General features: G+C 61.0%; 17 protein-coding genes and 1 pseudogene. 9 read left to right on the top strand and 9 right to left on the bottom strand.

All coding sequences use genetic code 11. The features are described 5' to 3' along the window. Positions 1-304: 304 nt before the first annotated feature. Entirely contained in the window at positions 305-1,009 is a 705-nt protein-coding gene (locus NLM27_RS40175) for a GntR family transcriptional regulator (protein WP_254148519.1), read from the bottom strand. A gap of 151 nt (positions 1,010-1,160) precedes the next feature. Between NLM27_RS40175 and NLM27_RS40180 the strand changes: the two genes are divergently transcribed. The 4 genes from NLM27_RS40180 to NLM27_RS40195 all read left to right on the top strand — a co-directional run bounded on the left by NLM27_RS40180 (position 1,161) and on the right by NLM27_RS40195 (position 5,280). Beyond that, positions 1,161-2,336, top strand: a complete 1,176-nt coding sequence (locus NLM27_RS40180) for an alanine--glyoxylate aminotransferase family protein (RefSeq protein WP_254148520.1) — start codon at positions 1,161-1,163, stop codon at positions 2,334-2,336. 336 nt (positions 2,337-2,672) lie between these two features. Then, positions 2,673-4,259, top strand: a complete 1,587-nt coding sequence (gene ggt, locus NLM27_RS40185) for a gamma-glutamyltransferase (RefSeq protein ID WP_254148521.1) — start codon at positions 2,673-2,675, stop codon at positions 4,257-4,259. A 194-nt stretch (positions 4,260-4,453) separates the two neighbouring features. Continuing rightward, positions 4,454-5,029, top strand: a complete 576-nt coding sequence (locus NLM27_RS40190) for a peroxidase-related enzyme (RefSeq protein ID WP_254148522.1) — start codon at positions 4,454-4,456, stop codon at positions 5,027-5,029. 11 nt (positions 5,030-5,040) lie between these two features. Beyond that, the gene (locus tag NLM27_RS40195) at positions 5,041-5,280 is read left to right on the top strand and encodes a hypothetical protein (protein ID WP_254148523.1); all 240 of its coding nucleotides are present in this window, start codon (positions 5,041-5,043) and stop codon (positions 5,278-5,280) included. Between the two features lie 50 nt (positions 5,281-5,330). On the opposite strand, the gene NLM27_RS40200 is transcribed toward NLM27_RS40195, so the two are convergent. Next, positions 5,331-6,218 (bottom strand): LysR substrate-binding domain-containing protein, encoded by an 888-nt coding sequence (locus NLM27_RS40200; protein WP_254149047.1) that lies wholly within the window; start codon positions 6,216-6,218, stop codon positions 5,331-5,333. Positions 6,219-6,362: 144 nt separating this feature from the next. On the opposite strand from NLM27_RS40200, the gene NLM27_RS40205 reads away from it, so the two are divergent. Beyond that, positions 6,363-7,718, top strand: coding sequence for a M20 family metallopeptidase (locus tag NLM27_RS40205; RefSeq protein ID WP_254148524.1), 1,356 nt, complete (start codon positions 6,363-6,365; stop codon positions 7,716-7,718). A 70-nt stretch (positions 7,719-7,788) separates the two neighbouring features. Here the strand turns inward: NLM27_RS40205 and NLM27_RS40210 are convergent, their stop codons facing one another. From NLM27_RS40210 to NLM27_RS40235, 6 genes are read right to left on the bottom strand one after another with little or no spacing between them, the layout of a single operon-like run. After that, entirely contained in the window at positions 7,789-8,682 is an 894-nt protein-coding gene (locus tag NLM27_RS40210; protein WP_254149048.1) for an SMP-30/gluconolactonase/LRE family protein, read from the bottom strand. Next, a complete protein-coding gene (locus NLM27_RS40215) occupies positions 8,682-9,512 on the bottom strand; it encodes a citryl-CoA lyase (protein WP_254148525.1) in 831 nt (276 codons plus the stop codon). The genes NLM27_RS40210 and NLM27_RS40215 overlap by 1 nt, the downstream gene beginning before the upstream one ends. A gap of 13 nt (positions 9,513-9,525) precedes the next feature. Then, positions 9,526-10,755, bottom strand: coding sequence for a CaiB/BaiF CoA-transferase family protein (locus tag NLM27_RS40220; RefSeq protein ID WP_254148526.1), 1,230 nt, complete (start codon positions 10,753-10,755; stop codon positions 9,526-9,528). 39 nt (positions 10,756-10,794) lie between these two features. After that, on the bottom strand, positions 10,795-11,817 hold the full coding sequence (locus NLM27_RS40225; RefSeq protein WP_254148527.1) for an ABC transporter substrate-binding protein: 1,023 nt from the start codon (positions 11,815-11,817) through the stop codon (positions 10,795-10,797). A gap of 31 nt (positions 11,818-11,848) precedes the next feature. Continuing rightward, positions 11,849-12,622 (bottom strand): ABC transporter permease, encoded by a 774-nt coding sequence (locus NLM27_RS40230; RefSeq protein ID WP_254148528.1) that lies wholly within the window; start codon positions 12,620-12,622, stop codon positions 11,849-11,851. Beyond that, positions 12,606-13,394 carry an ABC transporter ATP-binding protein gene (locus NLM27_RS40235; protein WP_254148529.1) on the bottom strand — a complete coding sequence of 263 codons (789 nt, stop codon included), beginning with the start codon at positions 13,392-13,394 and terminating at the stop codon, positions 12,606-12,608. The genes NLM27_RS40230 and NLM27_RS40235 overlap by 17 nt, the downstream gene beginning before the upstream one ends. Positions 13,395-13,554: 160 nt before the next feature. On the opposite strand from NLM27_RS40235, the gene NLM27_RS40240 reads away from it, so the two are divergent. The 3 genes and pseudogenes from NLM27_RS40240 to NLM27_RS40245 all read left to right on the top strand — a co-directional run bounded on the left by NLM27_RS40240 (position 13,555) and on the right by NLM27_RS40245 (position 16,552). After that, positions 13,555-14,244 carry an IclR family transcriptional regulator gene (locus tag NLM27_RS40240; RefSeq protein WP_254148530.1) on the top strand — a complete coding sequence of 230 codons (690 nt, stop codon included), beginning with the start codon at positions 13,555-13,557 and terminating at the stop codon, positions 14,242-14,244. Positions 14,245-14,818: 574 nt separating this feature from the next. Continuing rightward, positions 14,819-14,962: pseudogene (locus NLM27_RS44220) on the top strand (DUF6538 domain-containing protein); the annotation flags it as partial. Between the two features lie 21 nt (positions 14,963-14,983). After that, positions 14,984-16,552 carry a hypothetical protein gene (locus tag NLM27_RS40245; RefSeq protein ID WP_254148531.1) on the top strand — a complete coding sequence of 523 codons (1,569 nt, stop codon included), beginning with the start codon at positions 14,984-14,986 and terminating at the stop codon, positions 16,550-16,552. Positions 16,553-16,747: 195 nt separating this feature from the next. On the opposite strand, the gene NLM27_RS40250 is transcribed toward NLM27_RS40245, so the two are convergent. Next, positions 16,748-18,100: a transposase gene (locus NLM27_RS40250; RefSeq protein WP_254144035.1), complete on the bottom strand. Its 1,353-nt coding sequence runs from the start codon at positions 18,098-18,100 to the stop codon at positions 16,748-16,750. A gap of 373 nt (positions 18,101-18,473) precedes the next feature. Here NLM27_RS40250 and NLM27_RS40255 point away from each other — a divergent pair, with 373 nt between their 5' ends. Further along, complete coding sequence (locus NLM27_RS40255) at positions 18,474-18,989, top strand: GNAT family N-acetyltransferase (protein ID WP_309144782.1); 516 nt, start codon at positions 18,474-18,476, stop codon at positions 18,987-18,989. Positions 18,990-19,118 lie beyond the last annotated feature (129 nt).

The following is a 19,118-nucleotide window of genomic DNA, read 5'->3' on the forward strand; positions in this document are numbered from 1 at the left end:
GAAGGCGACATCGTGCCGGTCGGGGCCTGCAGGTGCGGTCTGGTTCATGTCGTGCCTTCATCATGGAGCGCCCAGAGACGAAGGAATGGCTGATCACCGGTGGGAATGGCCTATCTGGCCTCCGTCCCGTCCCGGTACCCTGTCCGTCCATCGTTGGGTTCGATACAGCGCCAGCCGAAGATCAATTGGCGCATCGGCAGGACACTAGAGCGAAAGAATTTTGCATGCAATATTGAAGTGAGGTTTGAGAAATATGCCGACATAATGTCGGTGAGCCGAGCGCCCGACGAGGGGGCGGGTCGCTCTATACTTGGCCTTGGGCCGCCTTCCGCTTGTTTCTGAGGTGGGCGAAAAGAATGTTGGCTAGTTCGCCTCCGGACCGGCGGCGGAGCGCGTCCAGGATGGTCTCATGTTCCCGCATGGCCTCACCCCAGCGATCGCGACCTCTGGCCAGATTGGCCGTATAGCGCACCCGGCGGATCCGGCCGGACAGGTTGGCGTAGGTCGCCGTCAGGCTGGGATTTCGAGCCGCCGCCAGGATCTTTTGGTGGATCGCCTGATTGCTCCGGAAGTACTCGTGCATGTCCCGCCGAAGGTAATGGCGGTACATGTCGTGGTGAATTTGCTCGATTTCGCTGATTTCTTCATCCGATATGCGCTCACAGGCCAGTCGGCCTGCCAGCGCCTCGAGGCCTCCCATGAGATCGAAGAGGTCTCTGATGTCGTCAGGGCTCAAGGCGCGGATGCGCGCGCCGCGATTAGGAAGCAGTTCGATCAGGCCTTCAGCAGCCAATACCTTCAGGGCCTCGCGCAGGGGAGTCCGTGAAATATTGAACTGCTCGCACAGAGCTCGTTCGGGAACGCGCGCTCCGTCGGCGAGATTGCCTTCGACGATGAAATCTCGAAGCTTGCCAAGTAGTTCATCGTGCAACGAGCCGGGGCTCTTGTCGTCCCCTTGGGCGACTAGGCTTGCGTGATCTTCGCGCGGCTCCAGCGTTGTGTCGGTCATTTCCTATCCGTAGGCCCATCGGGTGGAGCTGTCGAGATCGCGCTCCCAAGTTATGCATACCAAAATAAGATTGACTTCATAAAAAATGAATGCAAAAAGGCCGGCAACGCGCCGCCGGTTAGCGTTTTGCCCCGTTTGGAGGAGATCAAGCATGCAGGGTCGCCATTTTCTGCAGATTCCCGGACCTAGTCCGATACCGGACCGTATCCTGCGCGCGATCGCGATGCCCATCATCGATCATCGGAGCACTGAATTCGCCGATTTGGGGCTTCAGGTGCTCGAGGGCTGCAAGGTCGTGTTCAAGACGAAACAGCCCGTCATTGTTTTCCCCTCATCTGGTACGGGCGCCTGGGAAGCTGCCATCGTCAACACCTTGTCTCCCGGCGACAAGGTTCTGATGGTCGAGACGGGACATTTCGCAACGCTTTGGAAGCAGATCGCTACGCGCTTCGGCGTTGGCGTCGACTTCGTTCCCGGCGACTGGCGCCATGGAGCCGATCCAGCAGCAATCGAAGCGAAATTGCTGGAGGACAAATCGCACAGCATCAAAGCGGTGATGGTCGTCCATAACGAGACCTCCACGGGAGCGACCAGCCGGATCGCCGAGATCCGCAAGTCGATCGATGCTGCGCAGCATCCGGCATTGTTCATGGTCGACACCATCTCCTCGCTCGCATCGGTCGACTACCGTCACGACGAATGGAGGGTCGACGTGACTGTCTCCGGATCTCAGAAGGGATTGATGCTTCCTCCTGGATTGGGCTTCAACGCGATCTCCGAAAAGGCGTTGATTGCGTCGAAGAACAACAAGATGCCCCGGTCCTACTGGGACTGGCAGGAGATGTTGAAAAACAACAGCACCGGCTTCTTTCCGTACACTCCCGCCACCAACTTGCTCTACGGGCTGAAAGAAGCGATCGAGATGCTGAAGGAGGAGGGGCTCGACAACGTCTTCACCCGACACAAGCGTCTCGCGAAAGCGTGTCGAGCCGCGGTTGAAGCGTGGGGACTCGAGGTGCTCTGTCAAAATCCGGCTGAACAGTCGCCCGTTCTGACTGGGGTCTTGATGCCTCCGGGCCATGACGCCGATCGCTTCCGCAAGATCACACTTGAGAAGTACAACGTCTCGCTCGGTTCTGGCTTGGGCAAGGTCGCCGGCAAGGTCTTCCGCATCGGTCATCTCGGCGAGTGCAACGAACTCAGCCTGCTCGGAGGGCTCTCCGGAGTCGAGATGGGCCTCACGGCCGCCGGCGTTCCTCATCGAGGGGGCGGCGTAGACGCTGCTATGGCGGTTTTCGAGGACAAGCAGCAACTGAATCGCGCATAGCGATCGACGATGACCGACAGGCAGAGGAAATCTGTCGGTCGTCGATCGCCTGAAGCCGCGAACGCGGCGCCGAATGCCGACGCACTCGCGCACATGCGGAGATCTTCTTCCAAGGCGGCTTTGTGACTTGCGGACCCATTCTGCAACATTCTTGCAAAATGCGAGGGCACTTAGACGCGTTTCTGACCGTCAAACGCGCTAGGGGTAGGCTCTGACTGCAGTTTCTTGGGAAACTGCGTTTGACTCCTTACCTCCCAAACTTGCCGGGGCTCGTGCCCCGGCTCTTTTGGATGTGAGCCAATTGGTGTCCCGACACATCTTGACAGCCTGGCGGACATGAGAGAGTTCGAATCGCCCGGACGTTCCGAAGCATTCGGCGTCAACGGAATGGCCGCGACCACGCATCCGCTCGCCACGCTGGCGGCAATCGACGTGCTGCGTGAAGGCGGCAACGCCATAGATGCAGCCGTGGCGGCCGGAGCGATGCTTGCCGTCGTTGAGCCAACCCAGACCGGCGTGGGTGGGGACTGTTTCGTTCTGCTGAAGCGAGAAGCGCAGCCGATCATCGCCCTCAACGGGTCCGGAGCGGCGCCGTCAGCCACGAGTGTCGAACGGCTTACAGAAGCTGGCGTTACGACTCTCGCCCCCGAGAGTGCGCACACAGTTACTGTTCCAGGTGCCGTGCGAACGTGGGCCCGGCTGGTCGCTGATCACGGAACGCTTGATCTCGCGCGACTTTTTGCACCTGCGATCGCCGCCGCTGAAAATGGTTATTCCGTCACAGAGCGGCTGGCGAGGGACTGGGCGAGGCAGATACCGAAGCTCTCTCGCCTGACTGCTACGAATTCGGTCTTTCTCCCCCGCGGCGAAGCGCCGGCTCCCGGCGATTTGCATACCCAACCGATGCTGGCTCGCACCCTTCGGGATGTCGCCGCTCAGGGGGCCGACGTGTTTTACGAGGGATGGATTGCGGAGAGCATCGTAAAGGTGCTTCGCTCGCTCGGTGGTTTTCACACCGTCGAGGATTTCGCCGCGTTCCGGCCGCGGTACGAGACGCCGATATCAGCGTCCTATCGTGGTTTTGAACTTTGGGAATGTCCACCGAATGGCTCAGGCGTTGCCGCTCTAGCCATGGCAAGTCTGCTCGACCGCTATAATGTCGCCGACTTTGCTCCGGTATCGGCGGAGCGTTATCATCTCCTGGCCGAGATCGCCCGCATTGGTTATGCGGAGCGCGATGTCTTCATTGGCGATCCCGATACCGGGCATGTGCCGGTTGAACGCATGACTTCGTCCGCCCGTGCCGACATCCTCTCTCACCGGATATCCTTGAGCAAGCGGCTGACCGACATCACGCCGATCACAATGCCGGAACACAAAGACACGGTGTTCCTGTCAGTCGTTGATAAAGATCGCACCGCGGTTTCGTTCATCAACTCCATCTTCGACGATTTCGGCAGCGGCATCGTGGCTCCGGAATGCGGAGTCCTGCTGCATAACCGCGGCTTCGGCTTTGTCCTTGAGCCGGGTCATCCCAACGTGCTCGCTGGCGGCAAGCGACCGATGCACACCATCCTGCCTGCCATGTTGACGCGGGGCGGCGAATGCGTGCTGTCGTTCGGCGTGACAGGGGGGCATTTCCAGCCGATTGGACAGATCCAAATCCTGTCGAACCTGCTCGATCACAAAATGTCAGTGCAGGAAGCGATCGACCAACCGAGGATATTCGCTCGCGGCGATGTGCTGGAGATCGAAGGGACCGTTCCGGTTGCAGTTATCGAGGGACTTCTTGCCTTGGGGCATCTCCCTAAGCCGGCGCCAAATCCACTGGGAACCGTGCAGGCGATATGGATCGACCGAAAACGTGGACTTCTGAGAGGCGGGGCTGATCCTCGTCGGGACGGCATCGCCCTTGGTTATTGAGATCAGATCTCGAAAATTCTCATCCACTGCAAGCCAAGACGGCGCGAAAGTCTGGCTGAAGGAGGCTCCCCTGCTTCATCCGATCGTCCGCCAACTGCCGTGAGGCGCGCGTTCCGCACGTCGTTGAAGGCTGTGGCGGCGAAGCCGTATGATCGTGCCAATCTCTAACGAATAATAACCCGGGAGCCCAACTCATGATCGAAGCACTCGCCGTCAGCCGCTTCCCTGTCCCCGATCTCGCCGACATGCCGGAAGATATCCGCAGCCGCATCCTGGCGGTGCAGGAAAAGTCCGGCTTCATTCCGAATGTCTTTCTCGTGCTCGCCCACCGGCCGGACGAGTTTCGCGCGTTCTTTGCCTATCACGATGCGCTGATGGACAAGCCCGGCAACCTGACCAAGGCCGAGCGCGAGATGATTGTGGTTGCGACCAGTAACCTCAATCAGTGCCAGTACTGCGTAGTCGCGCATGGCGCGATCCTGCGCATCCGTGCCAAGGACCCGCTGATCGCGGATCAGGTCGCGGTCAATTACCGCAAGGCCGACATCACCGATCGTCAGAAGGCGATGCTGGACTTCGCCGTTCGCGTCTCCATCGAGGCGCAAAAGGTGTCTGAAAGCGACTTCGCGGCGCTGAAGGCCCATGGGTTCACCGAAGAAGACATCTGGGACATCGCGGCGATATCAGCCTTCTTCGGCCTGTCGAACCGGCTCGCCAACGTGACCAGCATGCGCCCGAATGCCGAGTTCTATTCCATGGGCCGTGGCTGAGAGAACGAAAGATGCCATGGAGCTCTCATCCGGCAATTGGCCTGAAGGAAAGAGCCGCCGCCTTCTTGAAAGGGCTCTTGCGCAAACGCGGCGCCGAGATCGATCAGTCGCGTGAATATCCCTGGGACGTCGTCGAGGCGCTGAAAGCCGAGCGCTTCATGGGCGGCGGCACGGCCCAGGTGCTGCTCACGCTCGTCGCGAGCAAGGTGCTGGGCCTGGAAATTGCCGCAGACCCGCGACAGCCTACGTGACGTCGAGGCCCAACGCTGACAGGGATAGATCGGGCCTTGTCGCGGGCAGGTCAGGTCCCGATGGACCCAGCGGATTCCTTCAGGCACTCCCTGAACAAGCGTGCTGCGGGCGTCAGCGATGAGGAGTCGCGCATTACGATCGATACGCGAGCCTTTGGCAACAGATGGGCATATCCGAGCGGAATCAGCCCTTGCGCCGCGGCGCGGTTACGGAACAGCCAACCCGATACGATTCCGACGGCATCGATCTGTCGCACCAGCGGCAACAGCACGGCCAGGGTCTGGCAGACCATAATGTCCCGCGGCGGTGCTGCTTGGTTGGCTTCAAAGATACGTCTCAGCACTTCGGGGCCGTAGGTGGGAACGGCCCACATGCTGTCGGCGAGGCGGTGGATCGAGCGCGTTCGAACAAGCGGATGCTTGGCGCGTACGACAATAGCCAGCGGCATCTGAAACAAAAGTTCGCGTTCCCATTCGTCGGCGGCATCTCCGACTTCGCTGACCACGGCAAAGTCGAAGAAGCCGTTCCTCCAGCGTTCATCCGTCGCAGCCCATGTCAACTCGTGAAGCTCGATCGCAACGCCCGGCCGCAATTTCCGGAAGGCACTCACCGCCGGCGCCAACGCATAAGTCGCTGCTGCAGAGCTGACCGCAACGCATAATTGGCCTCCCGTGCCGTCACGTAGTTGCGTGATCTCGTCATGCGTCCGCTGAACTTCGGAGAGAACAAGGTGAGCGCGTTGGAGCAGTGCAGCACCTATTTCCGTCAGTTGCACGCCCGCGCTGCTGCGGATGAACAGCGTTGCACCTAGTCCGCGTTCGAGCTCGCGCACCGCATGGGTTACGGCCGGTTGTGTCAGCTGTAGGCGGCGTGCCGCTTCGCGGATGCCGCCAGCTTCGGCCACGGTCTTGAACGCCCGCAGCTGGCGAAGGCTCATCTCTTTCACGGCGCGGCTCCTGCAAGGCGCAAACCAGGCGATAAAGGAAATTTATACAGGTCGGCCGAGGTTTGTCTTTTCTTATATTGGCCTCCCCCTAGGGTACGGACCGGAGATTTGCACTTCTGAACCGATTGAGCATCCATGAAACTTCGGTATCGACTTTTCGCACTCGCTACGGCCTGCCTGCTCGCGCGCAGTGCTGCGAGCCAGGAGGCGTCCTCGGTCACTTCCGCGCTGACACGGCGGGCGCTCGCCCTTGCCGATGCCTCCGAGGCCCAGGTGGTCCAGTGGCGACGCTATATTCATGAGCACGCCGAGCTTTCGTACCAGGAGGTGCAGACAGCCGCTTACATCGCGGCGGCTCTCGCGAAGATGCCGGGTATCGATATACAGACGGGGATCGCGAAGACGGGCATCAAGGCCGTGCTGCGAGGCGGCAAGCCGGGTCCGGTGGTCGCCCTGCGCGCCGATATGGATGCGCTGCCGGTCGAAGAACACAACGATCTACCGTTCAAGTCCACCGCCAAAGGCGAATACCTCGGCAAGCCGACATCGATCGCCCATGTTTGCGGACATGATACACACGTCGCGATGTTGCTGGGTGCGGCTCAGGCCTTGTCCACGCTGCGGGCAGAACTAGCGGGCGCGGTCGTCTTTCTTTTCCAGCCGGCTGAAGAACTGGGACCCGGGCCTTTGCTCAGCGGGGCATCCGCCATGGTCGAGGCCGGCGTGCTCGACAATCCTAAGGTCGATGTCGTCATGGGACAGCACATCGGCGCCGCCTCGCCCTCGGGCACGATCGGCTATCGGCGGGGTAGCCTCATGGCGAGCATCGACATCTTCAGGATTTCCCTCAAAGGCAAAGGTGGGCATGGCGCAATGCCATGGCTCTCCAAGGATCCGACACTGGCCGCTGCCGAGATCACGCTGGCCTTGCAGAACATCGCCAGCAATCAGACCAACCCGCTCGACGGCCCAATCGTAGTGACCGTGGGCCAGCTGCAGGCCGGGACTCGCTTCAACATCCTGCCGGAGACCGCGGAGATTGCCGGCACGATCCGGTCGCTTTCGAAAGATAATCGGAAGATCGCGCAAGAGAGTGTGCGGACCAAGGCCAAAGGGATTGCCGAGAGTTACAGTGTAACTGCCGAGACGACCATCGACAGCAGCTCCGGTTACGAGGTTCTCGTGAGCGATCCTGCCGCGACCGAAGCTGTGATCCAGGCACTCGAAGTCGCAACCGGTCCCGGCAAGATCAAGGAGATCCGTCCCACGATGGGCTCTGAAGATTTCGGGTCCTTTGGAAGGAATATTCCAGTGGTGTTCTGGATATTGAACGCCTCACCCTTTGCAGATCGCGCCGGAGCGCCCAACCATGCGCCGGAGTTCACCATTGATGAAGGGGCGATGCGTATTGGCGTACGCGCACTCGTGGGCAGCACGTTGGCGTATATGGCCAGATCTGGGAGCGCTCCGAAGCCGGCACGCCAGCCGTAAGAGACGGAGAACCGAGCCTGCGCCAAAAAGGCTCGCAACGACAACGAAACTGAAGCTCCCTTCCACGAAATCAAGCGTCCGCTAGATCGGCGATCAGAACCGAACCCGTCGATGAATCGGTTATCACCAATGTATCGCTGGCGGCATTCCATGCAACGTTGGTACAGGTAGGACCCGTGCAGGATTTCACGCGGGCAACGCATTCGCCGTTGGCCTGCATTAGAAATACGTGACCCAGCGAGGCATGGGCCACGAACAGGCGACCATCGGAGCCCATTGCCAATCCGTCAGGGCCGCTCGTTCCGAAGAACGAACAGAAGCGTCCCACTTTCGCGACCCCGCCGTCCTTCGTCAGTGGGACGCGCCAGACACTATTGTCGCGTGTCATCGCCACGAAGAGGACCGACTCTTCGCGATCGAGCACGAGACCGCTGGGGCTTGGCCCGTTTGCGATCAGGCAATCCAGTCGGCCGTTCGGGCGCAGGCGATAGACACGGCCGGTGGGATCATGCAGCCCGGTCTGTCCCTGGTCGGTGAAGTAGATGTCTCCGTTCGATGCGATATGGAGATCGTTGCATCCCTTGAACGATTCCGAATTGCGATGCTGCAATAGCGGCCGAATCGCGCCCGCTTGCGGGTCGACCTCCATCAACCCGTTCATGTAATCGGCGACTAGGATGCGGCCGTCGCGTGCCATCTTTAGGCCGTTGGGCCAGCCCTCATATTCGACGACGAGGGACCAGCTCCCGTCGGACGAAATCCGGAAGATCCGCCCGAATGGGATATCGACGATGTAGAGATTGCTGTCGCGATCAAACGCCGGCCCCTCGATGAAGCAGTCGACTGGTGCGCCGCCCTTGTTGGCATCCGCCCAGGCGGAGCGCACGCCATGGCGACGGAAGTCCTCCGGCATGGCCGAGAACAGCCGTGTCGGGACGAGCTTCGGTGGCTGCTCCAGATACATCACGGCGCGATGTCCAGATGGCGGCGCTGCTGGCCCTCATACTTGTAGCCGAACAGCTTGGGCATCGGCCCCTTGTTGCGGTCTTTGCGGCCGGTCTGCTCCCAGGCATGGGACAGGATACCGACGGCGCGCGACAGGCAGAAGATGCCGCGGGCTAGGGGCGCTGCGAAACCTAGCTCGCCATAGATGACCGCGGTGGCGCCGTCGATGTTCATCGGAATGAGCCTGCCCTTGCGTTGCTGCATCACGCGTTCGATCGCGCGCGCCGCCTTGGCAAAGCGGCCGCCAACGCTGTCGTCTGCGACGGCCGCATCCACTAGCGCCAGAAGCGGCGCCGCGCGCGGATCGACCGGATGGAAGCGATGACCGAATCCGGGCAGATATTTGCCGCGCGTCGCGGTGAAGTGGTCGATGGCGGCTGCCGCGGCCGCGTCAATCTCCTGACCCTGGCAGCGGCGGAGCACGTCCTCATAGAGCTCGATCGCCTGCTCGCCGGCGCCGCCATGCACGTCGTCAAGCGTGTTGATCGCTGATGCCATCGCGCCGTTCAGCGGCAGGCCGCAGCTCACCGCCATCTGCGCGATCGCAATTGACGGTGCGTGCGGACCGTGGTCGACGGATGCGACGAGCGCCGCCTGCAGCAGCTTCTCCTGCTGCGGCGTCGGCAATTCGCCACGCAGCATCAGCCAGATCATCGCCGGGAACGAGATGCGGCCGATCAGTTCCTCGATCGGATAACCGCGATAGGCGATGCGCCCCGGAGCGATGTCGCAGATCGAGGTCCGCCACCATTGTGCGGCCGCCTGTTCCAGCGTCGTTGCATCCGTCATCGATCGATCCTCTTCACGGGTTTGCCGGCGCGACCGCCGGCAGGCCGATCGCCCCGTTCGCCACGAGCCGGTCGGTGTCCTCTTGCGAATAGCCGAGCCTTGTCATCCAGTGCGCAGTATCGGCGCCTAGCGCGGCGGGTGCAGGCGGTGACGGAAACTCATCGTCCAGCCGAAAGCCCGGTCGCGTCACGCGCAACGCCTCGCCGTCGCTGCGCTTTGCCGGCAGCGTTTCGATAAAATGCCGACCAACGATGTGCGCTTCGTTGAGCACGTCGGCGACCTTGAGCACGCATCCGGCTGGCACGCCAGCCGCATTGAACTGCGCTTCCCATTGCTCGGCGGACTTTGCCGCGAGCGCGCGATTGAGTTCGTCGCCGAGCGCGCCGCGGTTCACCTTCCTGGCCTGACGGTCGGCGAAGCGCGGATCGGATTTGAGGTCCGGCTGCCCGATCAGGTCGCAAAGCGTCTCATATTGCTTCTGCTCGTTGGCGGCGATATTGAGCGGCCCTGTTGCGGTCGAGAACGTGCCGGACGGCGCCGCGGTGAAGTTCTCGTTTCCCATCGGCTGCGGGTCGATGCCGGCGTTGAGATAGTTCGAGACGACCCATCCCATCGCCGCGATGGTAGCTTCCAGCAGGGAGACATCGATGAACCGACCGCGGCCAGTCTGGCGCTGCTCGACCAACGCCGAGGCGATCGCGAAGGCCGCGGTGAGACCCGCGATGGTGTCGGAGATCGGAAAGCCGGTGCGCAACGGCGCAGAGCGCGCATCGCCCGTCACGCTCATCGCACCGGACAGGCCCTGCACGATCTGGTCGTAGGCGGGGCGTCCCGCCCATGGCCCGGTTTGCCCGAAGCCGGAAATCGCGCAATAGATGAGGCGCGGATTGTGCTTCACCAGCGTCTCGTAGCCAAGCCCGAGCCGCTCCATCACCCTGGGCCGGAAATTCTCCAAGACGACATCGGCGGTGGCGGCCAGGCGCAGGAAAATCTTCTTGCCATCCGTCGATTTAAAGTCGATCGCAACCGACTGCTTGCCGGCATTGACCGCGACGAAGGACAGCCCCTGCAGCCGCTTGGACATTTTCGGGTCGGCGCCGAGCCGGCGCGCCAAGTCGCCGCCCTTGGGATTCTCGACCTTGATCACTTCGGCGCCGAGGCGGGCGAGATGATAGCCGCAAAACGGGCCGGCCAGCACGTTCGACAGGTCGAGGATACGAATGCCGGACAACGGCAGGGACATTTGATCAACTCCGGAAGCTGAGACAAGCGCAGGGCGTCTTCACTTCAATTGCTGTGCCGCCTGCTCGACGAACCTGTTGGTGAAGGTTTTGGAGAGGTCGATCTTCGCCGCGGCAATTTTCGGGTCGTAATCGCTGAGCACCGCGAGCGGCACCTTGGCGGACTCCGGGTCCATCAGTCCGGTCTGCGAGAATAGGTCCTTTGATGCCTTGAGGATCTCGATGTTGATCTCGGCGTTGTCGGTTTTGTAGCCGGCGGGGATCGCCTCGACCAACTGCTCGGTCGGCACCGAGTTGATCCAGCGGTGAGTCCTCAGCAATCCGTTGACGAGCCGCTGCACCGTCTCCGGATTCTTTTCGATGAAGGATTGCTGCAAATAGAGGCAGGCGGTCGGATAGACGCCGCCGAACGCCAGCTTCGAGCCGTCATGGGTCCGTGCGTCGAACAGCGGCACCGCCGCTTTCTTGCGCGCAAGCATCGTGGCGACCGGGTCGAAATAAACGAGCGCGTCGATGTTCTTGGCCTCCAACGCGACCATACCCGGCGCGCCGCTGCCGACCGCGATGATGTTGACGTCGCGCGGGCCAAGACCGGCCTTCTTGATGTAGTAGCGCGCCATGGTATCGGTCGATGAGCCCGGCGCCGTGATGCCGAGCTTCAGCCCCTTCAGGTCGGCGCCGGACTTGACCTTGTGGGCGAGGTCGCTACGCACGCCGATCAGCACGCCCGGAGTGTCGTTGAGCAGGAACACGCAGGAGATCGCCTTGCCCTGGGCCTGCATCTGGATGGTGTGGTCGTAGAACCCGACGGTGCCGTCGACCGAGTCGCCGATCAGTGCCTGGAGCGCCTTCGAGCCGCCCGCCTGGAAGTTCTCGACGGTGACGTCGAGCTTTTCTTGTTTGAAGTTGCCGAGCTTCACGCCGAGCTCGAGCGGCATGTAGTTGAGGATCTGGGACCCGACCGCGATCTTCAGCGCAGTCTTTTCGGGCTCCGCCGCCGTGGCAGATGCGATCGCGAGACCGGCGACTGCGACACTAAGCAACATTCGGGTGAGTGCACGCATTGTGGTTCCTCCAGTGAAGCTGTTTTGCAAATCAGGTTTCGTGAGCGGGAGCCGGCCGCCAGACCAGCAGGCGCCTTTCAACGCGATCCACTATGGCGTCGAGCGCGATGACGAAGACCGAGAGCACGACGATGCCCGCGAACACGCCGGTGGCGTCGAGCACGCCTTCGGCCTGCGCGATCAGATGCCCGAGGCCGGCTGACGAGCCGAGATATTCGGCCACCACCGCGCCCATCACCGCCATGCCGACCGAGACCCGCAGACTGGACAGGATCCAGGTCGTGGCCGAAGGCAAATAGACGTGGCGCAGGAGTGAGGATTTCGACGCCCGCAACAGCCTGGCGTTGGCGAGCACCACCGGGTTGACCTCGCGCACGCCCTGGAAGGTGTTGAAGAAGGCCACGAACAGAACCAGCGTGACGCCGAGCGCGACCTTCGACGTCAGCCCGAGGCCGAACCAGATCACAAAGATCGGTCCAAGCAGGATGCGCGGGATCGCATTGAACATCTTGATGAAAGGTTGCACCACCTCGGCGGCGAATGGGCTGAGGCCAAGCCAGATGCCGAGCGCCGTGCCGATCCCGACGCCGGCCACGAAGGACAGCACGGTCTCCAGCAGCGTGATCCCGACGTCAGTCCAGAAGTCGGCCGTCGACATCCACTCCTTGATCCGCGCGGTCAGGGCCGATGGTGCCGGGAAGAAAAAGGAATCGATCAGGCCGGCCCGTGCGCCGAGCTCCCACGCGAGCAGGAGCGAGAGCACGATCGCGACCTGGGTGAGAACGACCTTACTTCTGCGTTGCATAGCTCTTCTCCACTTCGGCGCCGAGCAGCGACCAGATCTCGCGGTAGAGGGCGACGAATTCGTCGGTGGTCTGTAGTGCCGAGACGTCGCGCGGCCGGGGCAGGGTGATCCTGACGTCGCCGACCATGCGGCTCGCAGGCCCTGCCGACATCACGGCGACGCGGTCGGCGAGCGTGATCGCCTCGTCGAGATCGTGCGTGATGAAGATCAGTGAGCGGCGGTCGGCCTGCCAGAGATCGAGCAGGATGCGGTGCATCAGCCGCCTGGTATGTACGTCGAGCGCCGAGAAGGGCTCGTCCATCAGCACGATGCGCGGCTCCATGATCAGCGTCTGGGCCATCGCCACGCGCTTGCGCTGGCCACCCGAAAGCTGGTGCGGATAGCGTTCCTCGAATCCCTTGAGGCCGACCTTGGCGAGCCATGGCCGCGCTCGCTCGCGCGCCTGTTCGACCGACTTGCCTTGAAACACCAAGCCAAGGCCGACGTTGTCCTGCGCTGTTTTCCAAGGCAGCAGTCCCTCCTGCTGCAGCATGTAGCCGGATTGATCGTTCAGTCCGGCGAGTGGCTTGCCGAAGATGCGGACGTCGCCGGCGGCGGGCTTCAATAGCCCGGTAACGCTGTTGAGGATGGTGGACTTGCCGCAGCCGGTTGGGCCGACCACAGCGACGAACTCGGTCTCGCCGACCGTCAGGTTCATGCTTTTGACGGCGGTGAAATCGCCGAAGCGGATCATCACGTCACGCAAATCAACGGCTGCCGCATGCCCTTCCATTGTTTCGCTCCATAGAACTTATTCTATTATGCGAAACTCTCAAATCACCTTTGACGGTGCCGAGTCAAGCGGTTCTGTACAGAAGAACGTTCGGCTACAGTTTTTCTTGTCAATCCGGCAATCGGCTACTATTGGTTCTATAGAATAGAACAGGATCAAGATGACCAAAATTGGTGTCGATGCCGTAACGCGTGCGCTCGCAATTCTCAAAGCGTTCGGGCCCGATCGTCGCGAACTGACGCTAACCGAGCTTGCGACGGCGACCGATCTCTACAAGAGCACCGTGCTCCGCCTCGCCGCGTCGCTCGAGGAGTGCGGCTTCCTGACGCGCGGGAATGACCGGCTGTACCGCCCGGGCCCGGAGCTCTGGCGCCTCGGGGCGCTGTATCGCCAGAGCCTGGATCTTGGCGATCTCGTGCGGCCGACCTTGCACCGGCTGGTCGAGGCCACCGGTGAGACGGCGTCGTTCTATATTCGTGACGGCAACCAGCGCATCTGTCTGTACCGCATGAACTCGCCGCGCGCCGTCAGGCATCATCTCGACGAGGGGCAGCGGCTGCCGCTCGATCGCGGCGCGGCAGGGCATGTGCTCGCCGCTTATGACCAAGACGTTGCAGCGAGCCGGAAGAAGGTGCTGGCGCAGGGATATTACGTTTCGCTCGGCGAGCGCGATCCGGAGGTTGCAGCCGCAGCGGTTCCCGTTCTCGATGGTCAAGGCAAATTGCGCGGCGCATTATCCGTGTCGGCGATCCGAAGTCGCTTCGACACGCAGGCGCAAAAGCTCGCACTGAAGTCCCTCAAATCGGAGGCGCAGGCGCTCGCCGGCTTGCTGCCTGCGAGCGATGCGTGACCGCGGTGTGTCGTTTCAACTATGCCTTCTCTGTGGCCCCGCTTTAGCAACATCCGAACTTGCCGATAAGGGCGCTGCACACCCGACACCATTCGAACGTGTGGCCATCGCCTTCGGATAGGGCGACGCTTTATCCAGCTGAGCTAACGCGTGGGTATCCGGTGATGAATGTCGGCGAACAATACCGTATTTTCGACATTCAAGCTATTGAAGTTATTAACGTTTGCGAACGGAGACGGCTACATTGTTGGCCCTCTCAAGGCTGAAACAGGCTTCGATTCCCTAAGGAGCGCCATCTGCGACGTTGGCCTTAAGCCGCCGCCTCGAAGAGTAATTTGAGATGGTTGCAGGTCCCCGGTTTGAGCCTACCGTGCGACAGGTTTCTGAGTTCAGGCGGACGATCGGAGGAAATATCGCAGATTTGCGTCGTGTGGGGAAAGACGGTAGCGGTCTCCCGCTACCACAATTAGGGTAGCTACCAACTCCCGAAATTCTTCAGTTTTTTCAATGTATTAAGCCGTATTTTATCGCGGCGGCGCGACCTGTGTCCCTCACACTGGACACGGTCTTGAAGATGGCTCGCCACGCTTACCTTTCCCGCCGGGACGGCAGATACCTGTTTAGAGCGCGCCTGCCGGCTTGCCTGGCGGCGGGATCCAAGTCAGCGTTTCGGATTAGCCTACGGACGTCGGACCAGAAGGTCGCCGTCCGGCGGGCAGCCCGAATTGCGAGCTGGATGATGAGCGTCAAGGCGGCCGAGGATCCGAGGGAGGTGCTGCAAGCGTTGTGGCCGCGTTTGCAGGCCCTGGCGGTCGAGCCCGTGCGTGATGAAGCTGATATCGTGGAACGCCGGGCGTTTCAGGATATGGCCTTCGTTGCCCAATGGACCGTGCGCGGCTTGTCTCTCAAACCGAATGACGTGGTGCCCGGATGGGACGAACACTTCGTCACGCTGGTGCGCGAGAACAGCCGTGCATCCAAGGCGCTCGAAAAGTCCAAGTCTGTCGAGGGGCAGTTGGAGCAGAAGCGCTTGGAGTATGCGCTCGCCAGCCAGGCCATGGTGTTGCCGCCGCCGGAGATGGCAACCCGCCACTTCGGAACGGAGGCGCCGCTCGCGCCCGTCCATCACGCCACGGTGCAATCCACCAAGTATGTCCGACTGAAGATGTCCGAGGTGTTGACCAGGTTCGTGGCCACGCAGAGGAGCCAGGGCATCGACGGTCGCGTGGAGAGCGAGGTCGCGCCGATCGTCAATTTCGTGATCAGCCTGCTCGATGATCCCGTCATGCTGGAGATCAACGGCGATCACCTCCTCACCATCAAGCGGGAGGTTGCCGAGATCCCGCTCCCAAAGGGCTTTGGGCAGGACGAGCGCTCCCTCTACTTCCGCTGGTCGACGGCAAAGCAAAGCGGATGGGTGCGCCAGCGCGATGAGAAAGCGGTCCAGCTCAAGCGCGTCAGCCAGACGACCTTAGACGGCAAGTATGCGCCAGGATTGACCGCATTCTGGAAGTTCGCGATCGAGCACTCGTTCGCCTACGGACCGGTCCCGTCGTTCGAGTTCGGCACCAAGCTCAACCGCCCCGCGGCAGAGCGGGACGCTTATAACGAAGAGGAGGTCCTCACCTTCTTCGGCGCACCTCCCTTCACCGGCTGCAAGAGCATTGCCCATTGCTGGAACGAAGGACCCCAATACGTCCAGGGTTACTTCTTCTGGGCCAATCTGATCGAGCTCCTTGGCGGCATGCGCCCGAGCGAAATCGCGCAGTTGCGTTGCCGCGATATCCTGGAGTTCCGCGGCGAGCCGCATTTCCGCTACGCCCCCTTTGCGCCGGACGAGACGGAGAAGCAGCGCTTCGATCCACAGCCCGGTGGAACGCGGGGCAAAACGAGCTCTGCGTATCGGTGGATTGCGATCCACCGGCTGCTGCTTAAGCTGGGGATCGTCGAACATCGCGACGCGATCGTGGACGCGTACTGCCAGGCCAAGATCAAGGAAGCCGGCGGTGCCGGCAAGCTCTCGGACGAGCAACTCGCGGTCATCAAGGACGAGGCCTACGAGCAATGGCTGTTTCCGGATTGGAAGGTTTACGTCCGCCCCAAGACCGAGCAGATCATGTGGAGCCACGTCCTGACCAAGGCGTGCACCTATGGCCTGAAGAAGCTGAAGATCCACCGTCCCGGCCTTTCGAACTATTCGGCCCGTCACGCCTTCAAGGGCATGATCGACGACGTTCAAGGTTTGAGCGAACGGTCCCGCAAGGTGATCTTTGGCCACTCGACGAAGACCAATGTTTCAGACGGGTAGCCTAGCGGTGAGAATACCCATGGTATTCGATGCGCCAGAAAGCGGCCTGGAACGGTAAGCCCAGTCTGGTCTGGAATTGGCCCGGAGCTGACCTTCGGGGCGATGCCCGCCGAGGGCCGCTTCTGACCGATTCCGTTGAAGAAGTCCGTCTCGCGGCAGAGGCGGTCGCAAATTGCAGCGCGAACCGACCATCTCTCAGGCCGCTTTTGGCTGCGGCATTGGGACCAGCTTAGCTAGCTTCCGAAGGTTCTGCGCGGCTGCTGCGAGGAGGAACTCGTCACGGGCACCATTCGGTCCACGTAGTCGCAGTCGGTCCAGCCTGAGAATGCGTTTGAGGTGAGCGAACAACATTTCGACCTTCTTGCGCAGTCGTCTTGATGTTCGCCCCTCCCAGGTGTTGGCAATCGCCCGCGCCATGTCGCGGGCCCCCTCATGAATCGAACGAGGCACCCTTCGAGCAGGCGTGTTCGGGCAGCAGCGTGGCCTCAAAGCACAAGCGTCACAGTCAGCCTTGCTCGCTCGATAAAGCAACGTCTCGCCATCATTCACACGTGTCCCTGTTGTGGTCAGTGTCTTGCCGCCAGGACAGATATAAACGTCGCCGGCTGGATCATAATTGAAGTCCTCCCGTGCGAAGGTGCCGTCCTTGCGTGCCGATTTGTCGAACACGGTCACATGCGGCTCGATGCCGTGTTCATCGACCAGCCAGCCCAGCATGTCGGCTGAACCATAGGCACTATCACCGAGGAGTCTGGACGGGTGGAGAGCGAAGTTCTTCGCGGTTCGCTCGATCATGCGCTTGGCAGCGAGAACTTCCGCCTGCCGTATCGCCGTGGTCGGCTCCACGTCGACAATGATCGCGTTCTCCACATCGATCAGATAGTTGGTAGAGTAGGCAAAGAAAGCCTGCCCGCCATGGGCGCCGGTCCAGCGTGCGGCTGGATCAGCCGGTGAGATGAACTTGGGGACGATCTCGGTCGCGGCCCCAAAAGCCGCATCGTCCAAGACGGCTAGATACTCGTCGATGGCACGGCTTGCAGCTTGTGGGGGCAACCCCTTCTCGCCCTCGACGCCGTTCTGCCGGTTCGCGTCGGCCTTGATCAGGCTGGCATCGACTGCAAAGCTTTCTCCGCCAACCAGCCCCTCGTCGATGCAGCGGCGCAATACGGCCTCGAACAGCTGTCGCAACAGATCACTGTCGCGGAAGCGGCCATGTCGGTTCTTCGAGAAGGTCGAGTGATCGGGCACGTCACGATCGAGCCCAAGGCGGCAGAACCAGCGGTATGCCAGGTTGAGGTGGACCTCTTCGCACAAGCGACGCTCCGATCGGATACCGAAGCAGTAGCCGACCAGCAGCATCCGGATCATCAGCTCGGGGGCGATCGAGGGACGCCCGATCGTGCTGTAGAAGGGTGACAGCTCTCGCCTCAGCCCATCGAGGTCCACGAACCTGTCGATTGATCGCAACAGATGATCGCTCGGAATGTGCCGCTCGAGCGAAAACTCGTAGAACAACGCAGCCTGCTCACCCAGCTGATGTCCCATCATGATTCAGTCCTCTCGCGACGACTGAATCAGCGAAGATCAATCGGCGCAAGCGTCGACTTTTTCAACAAAATCGGCCCAAATGCGACGTTCGTTAGTCCCCTGATCAGGTCGGCTTGTCGGTGTGGAGCGGACGCCGCGATGTCGCGACTAGGGGCTCAGTTTGCCCCTAAGCTGAACACGCATCATGTCGCCCTTTGGGGACCGACGGGGAAGTTCGATGCTCCTCCGAAAAGGTCAGCTTGTCAGCGAAGGCTGGAAGGCTCGATCAGGCTTCTAAGGGCCGCGCCTGACCCCAGAGGGCAACTCCGATGATTGTTCTTCAATTTGTGGCAACCTGCCGTTATTTTGTGGCAACCTGTCTTTGCAAATAGCCGTGCTGTCAGCATCCATGATTTATGAAATCAAGCCAATCGCCGAGGAGCATATTTCAGGTTTCCGCGCGACGTTAGATGCGGTCGCTCGGGAGCGAGGATTTCTTTCGTTCATGGAAGCTCCGCCTTTCGAGCAAATGCGGTCCTTCGTTCTGAACAACATCAAAGAACGATGGCCTCAGTTTGTTGTTATCGTCGATGATCAGATAGTCGGTTGGTGCGATGTGCTTCCCAACTTGCGGAGGACCGTCTCCGCTCATTGCGCAACGTTGGGCATGGGCTTGCTGCCGGAGTACCGTGGGCATGGAATTGGTCGTAAGCTCATCGAGCGCGCACTCCATGCTGCTTTTGCTTTTGGCTTTAAGCGTATCGAGTTGACAGTGCGAGAGGTCAACTTCAACGCGATTGCCCTTTACAAGAGCGTTGGCTTCGAGACGGAAGGGCTACATCGAAAAGCCGTTCTTATCGAGGGGGATTATGAGAATACGCTCTCGATGGCTCTTATAGCGGAACAATAGACAACAGCGCGGCGCCAGACGTTCGAGTGACGGTCGATGCATCATACCGGTTATGGCCCCAAGCCGAACAACGCTCAAGCCATCAAGATCGGCTATGGGAGGTAGGTAGACCAGACGCCGGGCCGCTGG

The organism is Bradyrhizobium sp. CCGB12 (assembly GCF_024199845.1).
Taxonomy (GTDB): domain Bacteria; phylum Pseudomonadota; class Alphaproteobacteria; order Rhizobiales; family Xanthobacteraceae; genus Bradyrhizobium.